Here is a 15,305-nt window from a genome sequence, read left to right as displayed (position 1 = left end):
GCTTACTCGGCCTCGCTGCGCCAGGGGTTGAACACCTCGACCCCCATGGGGGCGAAGTCGCGCACGTTCCTGGTGGCGAGGGTCAGCCCGTGCCAGAGGGCCGTGGCGCCGATCTGCGCGTCGATGGGATCGACCGGCCGGCCGTCGGACTCGCAGGCGGCAACCGTGCGGCCCCACAGGTCGGCGACCTCGGCGTCCAGAGCGAGGATCCGGCCCTCGAACCGAAGGACCAGTCCGTCGGTCAGCCAGGCCTCGAGGTTGCTGCGGCGACGGCCGAGCGGCAGCTTGGCGATGCCCTTGCGCACTTCGCCGACGGTGACGGCGCTGATGAACGTGGTGTCCTCGGGCACCTCGTCGAGCCAGTCGATGACCTCGGGATCGGGGAACCTGCGAAAGCCCTCGGAGATGACGTTGGTGTCGAGCAGGAAGGTCACAGATCGACCTCGCGCATCCGGGCGCCCTTGTCGCGCTCGAGGATCAGGTCCTCGGCGCCGACCGGTGCGGTGGCGAGGAACTCGGCGAGTGTGCCCTGACGGCGCTTGCGGCGCTCCCACTCGTCGACCGAGACGAGAACGGCCACAGGCCTGCCGCGGCGACTGATGGTCTGCGGGCCGTCGCGGCCGACGGTGTCGAGCAGCTCACTGAGCCGGGCCTTCGCCTCGGCAACGCTCCAGGTGTCGAGTGCCGTCATGGTCACTCACCTCCTCATGTTGACCATATTAGTCATCATGGTCATGCTCCGCCATCACGCACACTCACGCGCAGCGCCTCGAGCATGGTCAGCAAGGTGGCGACGGCGTCGTCGAGGTCGCGCGCGTCGCCGGAGCCGGCCAGCCACAGGGCGGCCTCGTTCATCGCACCGGACAGCAGGTGGGTGAGCGCCTCGACCGGGTGAGGCGCCATGACGCCGTCGTCGATGACGGCCTGCAGTGCCTCGCGCAGGTGGCGGCCGGACGACTCGTCGTCGAGCGCCCGCCACGCCTCCCAGCCGAGCACGGCCGGGCCGTCGACCAGCATGATGCGCTGGACGGCGGGGTCGGCGCTGGCGCGCAGGAACGCCTCGCACCCGGCGAGCAGCTGGGTCCAGGAGTCGGGCTGCTCCTCGGCCGCGGCCACCACGCGGGCCGCGACCTGCCGCTGGACCTGCCCGACGACGGCCTGGAACAGCTCGGCCTTCGAGGAGAAGTGGTGATAGAACGCGCCCTTGGTGAGCCCCAGGGCGTCGACGATGCCGGCCAGGCTGACGGCGGCGTAGCCGTCGCGGGCGAACTGCCGGCGCGCCTCGGCGGAGATGGCCGCGAGCGTGGCGAGGCGCTGCTCGGCCTTCGATGGGGACACCACACCTCCAGGAACCCGGATTGACATACCAGCGGTATGCATCCTAGCATCGACCCATAACATACCGACGGTAGGTATCTGAACTGGAGGACCCGACATGACCATCACCGGCTGCTATCCCGTCATCTGCAGCACCGACGTCGCCGCGGCGCGCGACTTCTACACCACGCACTTCGGCTTCGAGCCCACCTTCGAGGCCGACTGGTACGTCAGCCTGCGCCACCCCCGGACGCCGCACTTCGAGCTCGCGTTCGTCGACCACCGGCACCCGACCATCCCCGAGGGCTTCCGCCGTCCGGCCGCCGGTCTGCTCGTGAACATCGAGGTGCCCGACGTCGACGCCGTGCACCAACGCCTCGCCGGCGACGGTGGCGCCGGCCTGCCGGTCCGGCTCGAGCTGCGCAGCGAGGCGTTCGGCCAGCGGCACTTCATCGTCGAGGGTCCCGGCGGCGTGCTGGTCGACGTCATCACGGTCATCGAGCCGACGGGCGAGTTCGTGGACCAGTACGCCGCTACATCTTGACAGAATGGTCGGGATCAGCCGACCATACGGGAATGGCAGACCAGTCGGCCGTTCCAGACTATGAACTCCCCGACGAGCTCGAGCTGACCGAGCCGGCCCAGTACCGGGCCCTGTTCGACGACACCCGCATGAAGATCGTCCACCTGCTGCTCGAGCGCGCCGCCACGACGTCGGAGCTGGCGGTCGCGCTCGACAAGCCCAAGGGGACGGTCGGCCACCACCTCAAGGTCCTCGAGTACGCGGGGCTCGTGCACGTGGTCCGCACCAAGCAGGTCCGCGCCATCGAGGCCCGCTACTACGGCCGCACCGCGCGAGTGTTCCTGTACCACGACTGGGACAAGGCGGCGTTCGAGGGCATCGGACTGGATCCCAAGGGCCTGCTGGCCGAGACGATGGCCGAGATCGCCCAGATCCCGGCGGCGTACAAGAACCTGCCCACGCTGACGAACAGCCGTTTCGCGCGCATCCCGGTCGAGCGTGCCGCCGAGTGGGAGCAGCGGCTGCTCGACCTGCTCGACGAGTTCTCCCGCCAGCCACGCGGTGGCGAGGTGACGTTCGGCCTGCTGGTGGGCGTGTACCCGACGGGACGGGGCCACCTTCCCGAACCGAAGGGCGACGACGCATGACGACCACCGAAGCACCCGCGAAGGCCGGGCTGGGCCGCAACTACTGGAAGCTGTGGAGCGCGTCGGTCGTCTCGAACTTCGGTGACGGCCTCTCGGCGGTCGCCATCCCGTGGCTGGCCACGGCCGTCACCCGCGACCCGTTGCAGATCGCGCTGGTCACGCTGGTCACCCGGCTGCCGTGGCTGCTGTTCTCGCTGCCGGCCGGCGTCATCACCGATCGCCTCGACCGCCGCAAACTGGTCGCCGCCATGGACGTCCTGCGGTTCGTGGTCATGGGCGCCTTCGCCGTCGCGGTACTGGCCTGGCAGTCCGATCTGGCGACCCCGGACGAGATCGCCGGCGGCACCGCGGACCTGCCCGCGAACGGCACCGTCCTGCTGGTCCTGCTGTACCTGATGGCGTTCCTCCTCGGCACCGCCGAGGTGCTGCGCGACAACACCGCGCAGACACTGCTGCCGTCGATCGTCGAGAAGGACCGGCTCGAGAAGGCCAACGGGCGCATGTGGGGCGCCGAGGTCGTCGTCAACAACTTCGTCGGGCCGCCGCTGGCCGGCCTGCTGCTCGGCCTGGCGTTCGCGCTGCCGTTCTTTGTCAACGCCGGCACCTTCGCCATCGCGGCCGGGCTGGTGTTCATGCTGGCCGGGCAGTTCGCCCCGAAGGGCAAGGTCACCAGTGGCCGGATCAACTGGCGGACTGAGATCGGCGAGGGCCTGCGCTGGCTGTGGAACCACCACCTGCTGCGCTCGCTGGCCTTCCTGCTCGGTGCCGCGAACGGCCTGAGCGCCGCGGCCATGGCCATCTACGTGCTGGTCGCGCAGGAGATCCTCGACCTGAACGCGACGGAGTTCGGCATCCTGATGTCCGGGACGGCGGTCGGCGCGGTGCTCGGGTCACTGGTCGCCCACCGCGTCAGCGCCCGCATCGGCCCCGGCACGTCACTGTTCGTGTCGCTGATCGCGCTCGGCGGCAGCCTGGGCGCCATCGGGCTGGTGTCGTCGCCGTTCGTGGTCTATGCGGTGTTCGTCGTCGAGGGCTTCTTCATCGTGCTGTGGAACGTCATCACGGTATCGATGCGGCAGAGCATCATCCCCGACCACCTGCTCGGCCGGGTCAACTCCGTCTACCGGTTCTTCGGCTGGGGCGCCATCTCGCTCGGCACCCTGCTCGGCGGCGTGCTGGTGACCGTCGGCGACACCTGGCTCGGCCGCGAGTGGGCGCTACGACTGCCGTTCCTGGTCGCAGCGGCGGCGCACGTGGTGATGGTGCTCTACGCGCTGCCGCGGCTCACCAACGCCCGCATCGCGGCGGCCAAGGCCGCGGCGGACGACGCTCAGGCCTCGAAGGTGGAGGACAGTGTCGACTCGTGAGCCGTGCGCAGCTCGCCGACCGGCACCGTGAACAGTCCCTGCAGGTCGAGCTCGCCGCCGTCGTCGACCACGCCGATGCGCTGGTGCGGGTACCGCCGCGCCGAGCACATGTCGGTGAAGCGCACCTCCTCGGACCGCGGCACCGCCACGATGGCGCGGGCCTGCGACTCCGAGAACAGGAACACGAACGGGTCGATGCCGTCGGGCACCCACACCCGCGCGCCCACGCCGTGGCGCAGCACCGACTCGACCAGCGCCACGGCCAGCCCGCCGTCGGAGAGGTCGTGCGCGGCGTCGATCAGCCCGTCGCGTGAGGCGTTGACCAGGATCTCGGCCAGCTCGCGCTCGGCGGCGAGGTCGACCGACGGCGGCAGCCCGCCCAGGTGCTGGTGCTCGGCCCAGGCCCACTCGGAGCCGCCGAACTCGTCGCGGGTCTCGCCGAGCAGGTAGATGACCTGACCGGACTCGCGGAAGCCCTGCGGCGTGCGCCGGGCGACGTCGTCGAGCACGCCGAGCACGCCCACGATGGCCGTCGGCAGGATCGCGGTGTCGCCGGTCTGGTTGTACAGCGACACGTTGCCGCCGGTGACAGGGGTGCCGAGCGCCTGGCAGCCGTCGGCCAGGCCGCGGATCGCCTCAGCGAACTGCCACATGACGGCGGGGTCCTCGGGCGAGCCGAAGTTGAGGCCGTCGGTGACGGCGATGGGCGTGGCGCCCGTGGTGGCGACGTTGCGGTAGGCCTCGGCCAGCGCCAGCTGCGCCCCGGTGTACGGGTCGAGCTTGGCGTAGCGGCCGTTGCCGTCGGTGGCGATGGCCACGCCCAGCCCGGTCGCCTCGTCGATGCGCAGCACGCCGGCGTCCTCGGGCTGCGCGAGCACGGTGTTGCCGAGCACGTAGCGGTCGTACTGGTCGGTGATCCAGGCCTTCGAGGCGAGGTTCGGCGACGCCAGCAGCCGCAGCAGGGTGCCGCGCAGCTCGTCACCGGTGCTCGGTCGGGGCAGCTCGTCCGGCCGGTCCGCCTGCAGCGAGTCCTGCCAGTCCGGACGCGCGAACGGCCGCTCGTAGACCGGGCCGTCGTGCGCCACGGTGCGCGGGTCGACGTCGACGATGGTCTCGCCGTGCCAGTCGATGATCAGCCGGCCGGTGCCGGTGACCTCGCCGATGACGGCGGTCTCGACGTCCCACTTGGCGGTGATGGCGAGGAACGCGTCGAGGTTCTCGGGCGTGACGACGCCCATCATGCGCTCCTGCGACTCCGACATCATGATCTCGCCGGGCGTCAGGCTGGGGTCGCGCAGCAGCACCTTCTCGAGCTGGACGTACATGCCGCCGTCACCGTTGCTGGCCAGCTCGGACGTCGCGCAGGAGATGCCGGCCGCGCCGAGGTCCTGGATGGCCTCGACGACGCGCGCCTCGAACAGCTCGAGGCAGCACTCGATGAGCACCTTCTCCATGAACGGGTCGCCGACCTGCACCGCCGGGCGCTTCGACGGCTTGCTGTCGTCGAAGGACTCCGAGGCCAGGATGGACGCGCCGCCGATGCCGTCGCCGCCGGTGCGCGCCCCGAACAGCACCACCTTGTTGCCGACGCCGGTGGCGTTGGCCAGGTGGATGTCCTCGTGCTTCATGACGCCGACGCACAGGGCGTTGACCAGTGGGTTCGCGGCGTACGACGGGTCGAAGACCACCTCGCCGCCGATGTTGGGCAGGCCCAGGCAGTTGCCGTAGCCGCCGACGCCGGCCACCACGCCGGGCAGCACCCGGTGCGTGTCGTCGGCGTCGAGCGGGCCGAAGCGCAGGGAGTCCATGACGGCGACCGGCCGGGCGCCCATGGCGAGGATGTCGCGGACGATGCCGCCGACGCCCGTGGCCGCGCCCTGGTACGGCTCGACATAGGACGGGTGGTTGTGCGACTCGATCTTGAACGTGACCGCGTAGCCGTGGCCGATGTCGACGACGCCGGCGTTCTGCCCCATGCCGACGAGCAGCGCGTCGGACTGCGGCGCCTTCTCGCCGAACTGGCGCAGGTGCACCTTGGACGACTTGTACGAGCAGTGCTCGGACCACATGACGCTGTACATGGCCAGCTCGGCGTTGGTGGGCCGGCGGGCGAGGATGTCGCGGATGCGCTGGTACTCGTCGGCCTTGAGGCCGAGCTCGTCCCAGGGCTGCGGCTGGTCGGGCGTCTTGGCCGCCAGCTCGACGGTGTCGATCACGAACGGACCAGTCCTTCCAGGACGGACGTGAAGAAGCCGAGGCCGTCGGTGCCGGGCCCGGTCAGCGACTCGACCGCGTGCTCGGGGTGCGGCATGAGCCCGACGACGTTGCCGCGGGCGTTGGTGACGCCGGCGATGTCGCGGTAGGACCCGTTGGGGTTGTCGCCGAGGTAGCGAACGACGACCCGGCCCTCGCCCTCGAGCTCGTCGAGAGTGCGCTCGTCGGCCACGTAGCCGCCCTCGCCGTTCTTCAGCGGGATGACGACCTGCTGCCCCGCCTCGTAGCCGGACGTCCACGCCGTCGACACCGACTCGACCCGCAGCGGCTGGTCGCGGCAGACGAACTTGCGGTGGTCGTTGCGGATCAGCGCGCCCGGCAGCAGGTGCGACTCGCAGAGGATCTGGAAGCCGTTGCAGATGCCCAGCACCGGCAGCCCGCCGCGGGCGGCGTCGACGACGCGCTCCATGACGGGGGCGAACCGGGCGATGGCGCCGCAGCGCAGGTAGTCGCCGTAGGAGAAGCCGCCCGGCAGCACCACGGCATCGACCCCGTGCAGGTCGGCGTCACCGTGCCAGAGCGAGACCGCCTCGCCGCCGGCGACCCGCACGGCGCGGGCGGCGTCGCGGTCGTCGAGGGAGCCGGGGAACGTGACGACGCCGATGCGCATCAGACGCCGGCCTCCACGTGGACGGTGAAGTCCTCGATGACCGGGTTGGCCAGCAGCGTGGCGGCGGCGCGCTCGATCTCGGCCACCGCCTCGGGCGTGGCCTCGCCGTCGAGCTCGATCTCGAACCGCTTGCCTTGCCGGACCGAGGCGACGCCGTCGAAGCCCAGGCGGCCGAACGCCCCCTGCACGGCTTTGCCCTGCGGGTCGAGAATCTCGGGTTTGAGCATGACGTCGACAACGACGCGGGCCACGGGCACGCTCCTCGCGCGGCAGAAGTACCAGGGAACGTGCCCCAGGATACCTATTCGCCGCCGTCGGACGCGGATCAGTCCGGGACGACCAGCCGGAAGCCCACGCCGCGCACCGAGACCACCCGCAGCTCGTCGACCACGAGCGCCAGCCGCCGGCGCAGCCGCTTCACCGCCGACACGACGGGGTCGGAGTCGCCGAGGTAGCGGGTCTTCCAGATGCGGGCCATGAGCTCCTCGAACGTCCACACCCGGCCGGCCTCGGTGGCCAGCGTCGCCAGCAGGTCGAACTCGCGGGCGCTGAGCGCGATGTCGACGTCGCCCCAGGTGACCTGACGCGACACCAGGTCGACGCGCAGACACCCGCGTTCGATGACGCGCTGGTCGAGGTCCTCGACGCCGGCCGGGCTGTCCGGGACGGTGGCCTCGCCGACCAGCAGCCGGCGGGCCGCCTCGGGGTCGGGGGCCACCATCACGATGGCGCGCCGGTCGATCGCCTGGGCGATCGCGGTCGAGTCCTCGAGTGTCGTGCCGACACAGATGACGAATGGCGTGATCGTTTCAATGTATGGCGCTGCGGACACCATGCACCAACTCCCTGCAAACCGCCCCACCGATTGCTTGGCAGCATGACAGGTTTCACGACGGTTTGGTATGTCTCGCGGAATATTTCCGGTTAAATCCCGGGCATCCTGCAGTCAATCCGCCAGACAGCGCCCATCAACGGCCTCGGTCTTGCCCATGAACCGACCTTGTAGCGCTAGCCGGACGTAGCGAGGATGGCGCCACCGCATTTCGGACAAGTGTGACATGGCGCCCCGGTCACCTGCCTTCGTCATGTCGCACGCCGACCCTGGAGGTCCCCGTGCAGCTCCAATCCCCTCGAAGGTGGCGATATCTCGCCGCCGTACTCTCGGTCTTCGCCTTGGTGTCGGCCGTTCTGGCCACCACTCCGGCGCAGGCCGGATTCGGCCGGCCGGCCCAGCCGGCCTCGAAGATCGAGCCCGGCATGTTCGACCCGGACGCCGTCAAGGACAGCGCCGACTTCTGGGTCCGGTTCGCCTCGTCCGCCCGGACCACCTCCGCGACGGACATCGCGGACTGGGCCGAACGTGGTCAGTTCGTGGTCGACCAGCTGAAGGCGACCGCCGACCAGTCGCAGGCCACCGTCCGCAAACTGCTGGACGAACGCGGCATCGGCTACGAGGCCCACTGGATCACCAACGCGATCCTCGTCGAGGACGGCTCCCGCGCCCTTGCCGAGGAGCTCGCCGCGCTCGACGCCGTCGAGCAGATCCGGGCGCCGCGCACCTACGAGCTGCCCGAGCCCGTCGACGCGAAGCCGTCCTCCGGCATGAGCACGAACGCGGTCGAGTGGGGGATCTCCAACATCAACGCCGACGACGTCTGGTCGCAGTTCGGCGTCCGCGGTGAGGGCATCGTCGTCGCGAACATCGACAGCGGCGTCGACTACGACCACCCCGCGCTGGTCGAGCAGTACCGCGGCAACACCGGGACCGGGTTCGATCACGATTACAACTGGTTCGACGCCACCGGCTCCAGCGACACCCCGTTCGACGGGGCCGGCAGCTCGCACGGCACCCACACGATGGGCACCATGGTGGGCGACGACGGCGCCGGCAACCAGATCGGCGTGGCGCCCGGCGCGTCGTGGATCGCGGCCAACGGCTGCAACACCTGCTCCGACGCCGACCTCATCGCGTCGGGCGAGTGGATGCTCGCGCCGACCGACCTCAACGGCGACAACCCGGACGTGACGAAGCGCCCGCACATCGTCAACAACTCGTGGGGGTCGATCTTCCCGTCGAACGACCCGTTCATGGAGGACATCCTCATCGAGTGGGCGAACGCCGGCATCTTCGGCGTGTGGTCCAACGGCAACAGCGGCGACGCCTGCGAGACCAGCGGCTCGCCCGGCAGCCGGACCGTCAACTTCTCCGTCGGCGCGTACGACCAGAACAACAACATCGCCGACTTCTCCGGCCGGGGCCCGGGCCAGGACGGCGAGATCAAGCCGAGCATCGCAGCGCCCGGCGTGAACGTCCGCTCGTCGATCAACAACGGCGCCTACGGCTCGCTCTCCGGCACCTCCATGGCGGCACCGCACACCGCGGGCGCCATCGCCCTGCTGTGGTCGGCCGCCCCGACGCTGGTCGGCGACATCGCCGGCACGCGTGCGCTGCTCGAGGAGACGGCCATCGACGTCGAGGACCTGCAGTGCGGCGGCACGGCCGACGACAACAACGTCTGGGGTGAGGGCCGGCTCGACGCGCTGGCGCTGCTCGAGGCGGCTCCGACCGGTGAGACCGGCACGCTGTCGGGCACCGTCACCGCGGCCGGCGCCCCGGTCGAGGGTGCCACCGTCACCGTCGCCGGCCCGATCGAGCGCGAGACCACCACCGGCGCGGACGGCACCTACTCGCTCGTCCTCTCCGCCGGCGACTACGACGTGGCGGTGTCCGCGTTCGGCTACGCGACGGCGACCGCCACGGCCACTGTCACCGCCGAGACCACCACCACGCTCGACGTCGCACTCGAGGCGGCCGACAGCCATCCCGTCACCGGCACCGTCACCGACGCGCAGTCCGGCGACCCCGTGGCCGGCGCCACCGTCACCATCGAGGGCGCGCCGGTCGAGCCCGCGACGACGGGCGCCGACGGCACCTACACGTTCGCCGCGGTTCCGGCCGGGACGTACGAGCTGACCGCCGACGGCGGCCGCTGCAGCGACCCGCTCACGCAGTCGCTGACGGTCAGCGGTCCGTCGACGCTGGACTTCGCGCTCCCGGCGCGCAGCGACGGCTACGGCTACTTCTGCACCACGGGCCCGTCGGGCTACGCCGAGGGCACCACCCAGGTGGCCCTGACCGGGGACGAGTCGACGGCGTCGGTCGCGCTGCCGTTCGACTTCCCGTTCTACGGCGAGAGCTACGACACCGCGTACCTGTCCTCGAACGGGCACGTGAACTTCCTCGCGCCGATCACCAACTACACCAACACCGCCATCCCCGGTGCCGCGGCGCCCAACGCCACCATCGCGCCGCTCTGGGACGACCTGCACATCCAGGCCGACGGCGGCGTCTACACCGGCACCGTCGACGGCGGGTTCGTCATCGAGTACCGCAACGTCGCGTTCTACAACGTGGCGAACCTCCGGGTCGACTTCAGCGTGACCCTGCACGAGGACGGCACCATCACCGTCGGCTACCGCAACCTCGACCCGGCCCAGGCGCGCGAGCTCGGCAACAGCGCCACCGTCGGCATCGAGAACGCCACCGGCACCGACGGCCTGCAGTACTCGTTCAACGAGGCCGCGCTGGCCGACGGCACCGGCATCACGTTCTCCCTGCCGCCGAACGGCATCGTCCAGGGCACCGTCACCGACGCCAACGACGACCTGCCGGTCGAGGGCGCGACGGTGGCCGCGGTGGCCGCCGACGGCACCGTCGTCCGCTCGGTCAGCACCGGCGCCGACGGCGCCTACCGCATGCAGCTGTTCTTCGGCGCCTACTCGATCCAGGCCAGCAGGGACGGCTACACGACCGGCAGCGACGACGTCGTCATCAACCAGGACGGCGAGGTCAACACGATCGACTTCGCGCTGCCCACCGGCATCGCCGTCGTCGAGTCCGACGACCTGTCCTGGACGATCACCGAGGGCCAGACCCGCTCCGGCGAGGTGACCATCACCAACGCCGGCTCGGCGGACCTGGCCTGGGAGGCGACCGAGGTCAACCGCGGCTCCGGCCGGCAGACGGCGATGACCCCGGCGCTCATGGGCAGCTCCAAGGTCGACGCGAATGCCATGACGGCGCTCGGCACCTACTCCGAGGAGCAGCTGGCCGAGCTGGCGTCGCGCGACATGGCGCCGAACGCGCCCGGCGACGTCCTGGCCCAGTGGGACACCGCCGGCCTGAGCGTCGCCTGGGGTGTCGGCTACGACGGCGACGTCTGGGTGTCCGACCCCGACGCCATCACCAACCACCAGTTCTCCACGTCCGGCGAGCCGGGCGAGGTGTTCTCGGGCAACTGGGGCGGCGTCTGGAACGGCGACATGGCACTGGACGCCAGCAGCGGCGCGATGTGCCAGGTCAACGTCGGCGGCGACAACGCGATCCACTGCTTCGACACCGCCGACGGGTCCGAGCAGTACGTGATCTCGGGCTCGCCGTGGAACGGCATCTCGCAGCGCGGCCTCGCCTACAACCCCGTCGACGACGTCTTCTACATCGGCGGCTGGAACGAGGGCATCATCTACACCGTCGCGGGCCAGTCCCACGACGACCCGGGTGCCACCCTCGCCCAGTGCTCGACGGAGGACGCCTCCATCGCCGGCCTCGCCTACAACCCGACGGCGAACGTGCTCTGGATGGTCAACAGCTCGCTGACCACGTTCATCTACCAGATCGACCCGTCGACCTGCGACACCATCTCGACGATCGAGTTCCCGGAGCAGGGCAACGGCCCGGGCGCCGGCCTGGAGATGAACGACACCGGCGAGCTCTGGGCGACCAGCCAGCTCACGAACACGGCGTACCTCGTCGACACCGGCGTCCCGAACGCCAGTGACGTGCCGTGGCTCTCGGAGGACCCGTCGTCCGGGACGCTCGCTCCGGGTGAGTCGGTGACGGTGACGGTCACGGCCGACAGCACCGGCCTCGAGCCGGGCCTCTACGAGGCGACGCTGACGATCGCGACCAACGCCGGACGGGTCCCGGACCACCAGATCCCGGTCTCGCTGCTCGTGCCCGCGTACCAGGTCGGCGTCAACGCCGGCGGGGCCGCGTACACCGACAGGGACCAGGACGTCTGGATGGCGGACAAGCAGTACTCCGCCGGGTCCTGGGGCTGGGTCGGCCAGCGCGTCGAGACCTCCTCGACCAACCGGGCGATCGGCGGCACCGAGGACGACCCGCTGTTCAAGGACCGGCGCTCCGGCATCTTCAGCTACCGGTTCGACAACGTGCCGGCCGGCACCTACGAGGTGGAGCTCGGGTTCGCGGAGTTCCAGGCCAACATGCTGCCCGGGCGGCGCGTATTCGACGTCAGCGTCAACGGGGACTATGTCCTGGTCAACCATGACGTCGCCGCCGAGGTCCGCGGGCTCTGGGCCGACCAGCACACCATCGTCGTCGAGCACGACGGCGGCGCGATGAACATCCAGTTCCACGACCGCTTCGGCTACCAGCTGCCGATCGTCAACGCCCTGCGCGTGACCGACCGGCCCGACCTGTAGGAGGGTGCTCGTCCGGGGGCGGTGCCGTTGCGGCGCCGCCCCCGGCGGCATGTCCGGCGGCTGCCCACGACGCACGACGGGGCCGGCTCTCGCCAGCCCCGTTCGTTCCCTACGGGTTCGCCCGCTACCTCAGCAGCGTCACGAGCTCCATCAGGGGAACACCCAGGAGGAGGAGCACCACCACGATCACGATCGGCGCGACATCACGTACCATCTCGCCGACGATCTTGGTGTACTTGCGGGCCGTCTCCAGCCGCGCCAGCATGCTTCCTCGCCTGTTGCTGTGACTCACTAGAGCCCCTTCCCTCAGGGGCCACCCAGTGAACCGCTCCAACAGTCCGCCCGGTGGCCCATCCACTTTCGATGAACCACACACAGGCGGATCCCGTATGTAGTTAGCCCTTCAGGATGACATCTGGTCACGGTGTGGTCAATGGCTGTAGGCTGATTCATGGCCTGGGGAGGTGCTCCAACACCGACGATCCAGGCCAAGGCCCCGGCGCGCCCTTCGTTGCTGTGGCTCCGCGCCGGGGCCGCTTTGTCGGGGGAGGTGCTGCTAACACCGTCGATCCCGACCTAGAACCCCGGCGCGCCTCCTTGTTGCTTGGACTCCGAGCCGGGGTTTCTGCTGCTCAGCTCTCAGAGAATCGGCGACGGGGTGTAGGCCGCGGCCACCGGGTGGGCGGCGGCGATCTCGTCGACCCGGGCGACGACGGCGCCGACCTGGGCCCGCGCGGCGCCGGTGAACTCCAGCGGTGCCCGGACCAGCGAGTCCAGGTGCGCCTGGTCGAGCCCCAGCCGCTCGTCGCCGGCCAGCCGCTCGAACAGGTCGTTGCGCTCCGCGCCCTGCTCGCGCATGGACAGTGCGACGGCGACGGCGTGCTCCTTGATGGCCTCGTGCGCCGTCTCGCGCCCGACCCCGGCCTTGACCGCGGCCATGAGCACCGACGTCGTGGCGAGGAAGGGCAGGTACCGGTCCAGCTCACGGGAGATGACCGCCGGGTAGGCCCCGAACTCGTCGAGCACGGTGAGGAAGGTCTCGAACAGGCCGTCCAGCGCGAAGAAGGCGTCCGGCAGCGCGACCCGGCGCACGACCGAGCAGAACACGTCGCCCTCGTTCCACTGGGCGCCGGCCAGCTCGGCCGCCATGGAGGCGTAGCCGCGCAGGACGACGGCGAGGCCGTTGACCCGCTCGCAGGACCGGGTGTTCATCTTGTGCGGCATGGCGCTCGAGCCGACCTGGCCGGCCTTGAACCCCTCGGTGACCAGCTCCTGCCCCGCCATGAGCCGGATGGTGGTGGCCAGCGACGACGGCCCGGCGGCGACCTGGACCAGCGCCGACACGACGTCGTGGTCCAACGACCGCGGGTAGACCTGGCCGACGCTGGTGAACACCCGCTCGAAGCCGAGATGCCCGGCGATGCGCCGCTCCAGCTCGGCCAGCCGGGCGTCGTCGCCGCCGAGGAGGTCGAGCATGTCCTGCGCGGTGCCGACCGGGCCCTTGATGCCGCGCAGCGGGTACCGGGCCAGCAGGTCCGACACCCGCTCGAACGCCACCACCAGCTCGTCGGCGGCCGACGCGAACCGCTTGCCGAGCGTCGTGGCCTGCGCCGGCACGTTGTGGCTGCGCCCGGCCATGACGGTGTCGGCGTGCTCCGCCGCGCGGGCGGCCAGCCGGACGAGGACGGCCACCATGCGGTCGCGGACGTGCTCGAGCGAGAGGCGGATCTGCAGCTGCTCGACGTTCTCGGTGAGGTCGCGGCTGGTCATGCCCTTGTGGACGTGCTCGTGGCCGGCGAGCGCGTTGAACTCCTCGATGCGCGCCTTGACGTCGTGGCGGGTCACCCGCTCGCGGGCGGCGATGGAGTCGAGGTCGACGTCCTCGAGGACGGCCTGGTAGGCCTCGACGACGCCGTCAGGCACGTCGACGCCGAGATCGCGCTGGGCCTGCAGCACGGCCAGCCAGAGCCGCCGTTCGAGGACGATCTTGTTCTGCTGCGACCAGAGCCGGGTGAGCTCCGGCGAGGCGTAGCGGGCGGCGAGGACGTCGGGAATCGAGGGCTTGTCAGGCACGACGCCCATTCTCCCGCACGCCGCGACCCCACGTGCCGGTCGGCACCACCCGTTTGGAAATCGGGCGTTCGGGCATCAACTGATCACCGAGCTCAGCCGCCGCCGGCACCCCCGGTGGCCTGGGAGTGAAGGGAAGAGAAGCAAATGGAATTCCTCCTGTGGATCCTGGCCGTCATCCTGGTCATCGCGGGCATCGTCTCGCTGGTGCGCGGCCAGATGCTGTGGGGCATCGTGCTCATCGTCGTCGGCCTGCTCGTCGGCCCTGGCGGTGTGAGCATCTTCACCTGACCCGCGCGGTGGTGCCGAGGCGCCACCGCGCACGTCAGGCGCCGCCGTCGCTTGCGGACCGGGACCGGTCCGCGAGCGACGGCACTTCGGCGAGGAACGCCCGCAGCACCGCACGGACGCGGTCCGGCGGCATGTCCGCGGGCACGAACATCGCCTGGGCGGCCAGCCCGTCGACGAAGACGTGCAGGTACTCCGCCCACGCCGCGACGCGCGGATCCAGGCCGTCGGCCGGCACCGGTTCGTTCGGGTAGCCCGAGAGCCGGTACACGATCTGCAGGTAGATGTCGCGCTGCTCGGCCCACATGCGGGCCGACTCCTCCACGTGGTCGGTCCGCGACCACTCCCCGATGGCCAGCCACAGCTGGTACTCCTCGCGCCGCTGCTCGTCCAGCGGGATCAGCTGTTCCAGGATGCCCGCCGCCAGTTCCGGCAGCGGCAGGGCGAACTCATGCTCGCCGACGTACGCGCGGATCCGCGCCCCCACCCGCTCGGTGACCATGCGCGCGGTGAACTCGCGCAGCTCGCGCTGGGTGGCGAAGTAGTGCCGCAGCGCGCCCGTGGACCACCCGGCCTCGGCCGCGACCGTCCGCACGGACGCCCCGGCGGCGCCGTCGCGCACGACCACCCGCAGCACCGCGTCGACGATCTCGCGGCGGCGCTGCTCGTGGTCGACCACCTTCGGCATGGGGCCTTTCTATCAC

The 15,305-nt window shown here is 70.6% G+C and carries 15 protein-coding genes; 5 read left to right on the top strand and 10 right to left on the bottom strand.

Features of this window, described 5'->3' with window-relative positions; genetic code table 11:
- Positions 1-2 precede the first annotated feature (2 nt).
- The 3 genes from HD601_RS11305 to HD601_RS11295 are packed head-to-tail and all read right to left on the bottom strand — an operon-like array spanning position 3 to position 1,365.
- Complete coding sequence (locus HD601_RS11305; protein ID WP_184821917.1) at positions 3-434, bottom strand: PIN domain-containing protein; 432 nt, start codon at positions 432-434, stop codon at positions 3-5.
- Positions 431-691 (bottom strand): type II toxin-antitoxin system Phd/YefM family antitoxin, encoded by a 261-nt coding sequence (locus HD601_RS11300; RefSeq protein ID WP_184821915.1) that lies wholly within the window; start codon positions 689-691, stop codon positions 431-433. Before HD601_RS11300 ends, HD601_RS11305 begins: the two co-directional genes overlap by 4 nt.
- Before the next feature lie 41 nt (positions 692-732).
- Positions 733-1,365, bottom strand: a complete 633-nt coding sequence (locus HD601_RS11295) for a TetR/AcrR family transcriptional regulator (protein WP_184821913.1) — start codon at positions 1,363-1,365, stop codon at positions 733-735.
- Between the two features lie 70 nt (positions 1,366-1,435).
- Between HD601_RS11295 and HD601_RS11290 the strand changes: the two genes are divergently transcribed.
- Genes HD601_RS11290 through HD601_RS11280 form a run of 3 tightly spaced genes read left to right on the top strand, consistent with a single transcriptional unit; the run spans position 1,436 to position 3,854 of the window.
- On the top strand, positions 1,436-1,861 hold the full coding sequence (locus tag HD601_RS11290) for a VOC family protein (protein WP_184821912.1): 426 nt from the start codon (positions 1,436-1,438) through the stop codon (positions 1,859-1,861).
- Positions 1,862-1,893: 32 nt separating this feature from the next.
- Complete coding sequence (locus HD601_RS11285) at positions 1,894-2,487, top strand: ArsR/SmtB family transcription factor (protein WP_184821911.1); 594 nt, start codon at positions 1,894-1,896, stop codon at positions 2,485-2,487.
- Positions 2,484-3,854, top strand: a complete 1,371-nt coding sequence (locus HD601_RS11280) for an MFS transporter (protein ID WP_184821910.1) — start codon at positions 2,484-2,486, stop codon at positions 3,852-3,854. The genes HD601_RS11285 and HD601_RS11280 overlap by 4 nt, the downstream gene beginning before the upstream one ends.
- Here the strand turns inward: HD601_RS11280 and purL are convergent.
- The 4 genes from purL to HD601_RS11260 all read right to left on the bottom strand — a co-directional run bounded on the left by purL (position 3,818) and on the right by HD601_RS11260 (position 7,573).
- Complete coding sequence (gene purL, locus HD601_RS11275; protein ID WP_184821909.1) at positions 3,818-6,070, bottom strand: phosphoribosylformylglycinamidine synthase subunit PurL; 2,253 nt, start codon at positions 6,068-6,070, stop codon at positions 3,818-3,820. The genes HD601_RS11280 and purL overlap by 37 nt on opposite strands.
- Positions 6,067-6,738: a phosphoribosylformylglycinamidine synthase subunit PurQ gene (purQ, locus tag HD601_RS11270; protein WP_184821908.1), complete on the bottom strand. Its 672-nt coding sequence runs from the start codon at positions 6,736-6,738 to the stop codon at positions 6,067-6,069. Before purQ ends, purL begins: the two co-directional genes overlap by 4 nt.
- Positions 6,738-6,989 carry a phosphoribosylformylglycinamidine synthase subunit PurS gene (gene purS, locus HD601_RS11265; protein ID WP_184821907.1) on the bottom strand — a complete coding sequence of 84 codons (252 nt, stop codon included), beginning with the start codon at positions 6,987-6,989 and terminating at the stop codon, positions 6,738-6,740. The genes purQ and purS overlap by 1 nt, the downstream gene beginning before the upstream one ends.
- 74 nt (positions 6,990-7,063) lie before the next feature.
- On the bottom strand, positions 7,064-7,573 hold the full coding sequence (locus HD601_RS11260) for a winged helix-turn-helix domain-containing protein (RefSeq protein ID WP_184821905.1): 510 nt from the start codon (positions 7,571-7,573) through the stop codon (positions 7,064-7,066).
- A 341-nt stretch (positions 7,574-7,914) separates the two neighbouring features.
- Between HD601_RS11260 and HD601_RS11255 the strand changes: the two genes are divergently transcribed.
- Entirely contained in the window at positions 7,915-12,243 is a 4,329-nt protein-coding gene (locus HD601_RS11255) for a carboxypeptidase regulatory-like domain-containing protein (protein ID WP_184821903.1), read from the top strand.
- Positions 12,244-12,367: 124 nt separating this feature from the next.
- On the opposite strand, the gene HD601_RS11250 is transcribed toward HD601_RS11255, so the two are convergent.
- Complete coding sequence (locus HD601_RS11250; RefSeq protein WP_184821901.1) at positions 12,368-12,508, bottom strand: hypothetical protein; 141 nt, start codon at positions 12,506-12,508, stop codon at positions 12,368-12,370.
- Positions 12,509-12,882: 374 nt separating this feature from the next.
- The gene (gene purB / locus HD601_RS11245; RefSeq protein ID WP_184821899.1) at positions 12,883-14,316 is read right to left on the bottom strand and encodes an adenylosuccinate lyase; all 1,434 of its coding nucleotides are present in this window, start codon (positions 14,314-14,316) and stop codon (positions 12,883-12,885) included.
- A 144-nt stretch (positions 14,317-14,460) separates the two neighbouring features.
- Here purB and HD601_RS11240 point away from each other — a divergent pair, with 144 nt between their 5' ends.
- A complete protein-coding gene (locus HD601_RS11240; RefSeq protein ID WP_184821897.1) occupies positions 14,461-14,604 on the top strand; it encodes a GPGG-motif small membrane protein in 144 nt (47 codons plus the stop codon).
- A gap of 34 nt (positions 14,605-14,638) precedes the next feature.
- Here HD601_RS11240 and HD601_RS11235 read toward each other — a convergent pair whose 3' ends face one another.
- Positions 14,639-15,289 (bottom strand): TetR/AcrR family transcriptional regulator, encoded by a 651-nt coding sequence (locus tag HD601_RS11235; RefSeq protein ID WP_184821895.1) that lies wholly within the window; start codon positions 15,287-15,289, stop codon positions 14,639-14,641.
- Positions 15,290-15,305: the final 16 nt, after the last annotated feature.

The organism is Jiangella mangrovi (assembly GCF_014204975.1).
Lineage (GTDB): Bacteria > Actinomycetota > Actinomycetes > Jiangellales > Jiangellaceae > Jiangella > Jiangella mangrovi.
The sequence above is the reverse complement of the archived record's forward strand: the minus strand, read 5'-3'. Positions and strand labels throughout refer to the sequence as shown.

Excerpts from the sequence above, each read along its gene's own strand:
- HD601_RS11235 (WP_184821895.1), bottom strand. The coding sequence starts at position 15,289 with ATGCCGAAGGTGGTCGACCACGAGCAGCGCCGCCGCGAGATCGTCGAC.
- HD601_RS11250 (WP_184821901.1), bottom strand. The coding sequence starts at position 12,508 with ATGCTGGCGCGGCTGGAGACGGCCCGCAAGTACACCAAGATCGTCGGC.
- HD601_RS11295 (WP_184821913.1), bottom strand. The coding sequence starts at position 1,365 with ATGTCAATCCGGGTTCCTGGAGGTGTGGTGTCCCCATCGAAGGCCGAG.
- HD601_RS11285 (WP_184821911.1), top strand. The coding sequence starts at position 1,894 with ATGGCAGACCAGTCGGCCGTTCCAGACTATGAACTCCCCGACGAGCTC.
- HD601_RS11300 (WP_184821915.1), bottom strand. The coding sequence starts at position 691 with ATGACGGCACTCGACACCTGGAGCGTTGCCGAGGCGAAGGCCCGGCTC.
- HD601_RS11260 (WP_184821905.1), bottom strand. The coding sequence starts at position 7,573 with ATGGTGTCCGCAGCGCCATACATTGAAACGATCACGCCATTCGTCATC.
- HD601_RS11240 (WP_184821897.1), top strand. The coding sequence starts at position 14,461 with ATGGAATTCCTCCTGTGGATCCTGGCCGTCATCCTGGTCATCGCGGGC.
- HD601_RS11290 (WP_184821912.1), top strand. The coding sequence starts at position 1,436 with ATGACCATCACCGGCTGCTATCCCGTCATCTGCAGCACCGACGTCGCC.
- HD601_RS11280 (WP_184821910.1), top strand. The coding sequence starts at position 2,484 with ATGACGACCACCGAAGCACCCGCGAAGGCCGGGCTGGGCCGCAACTAC.
- purQ (WP_184821908.1), bottom strand. The coding sequence starts at position 6,738 with ATGCGCATCGGCGTCGTCACGTTCCCCGGCTCCCTCGACGACCGCGAC.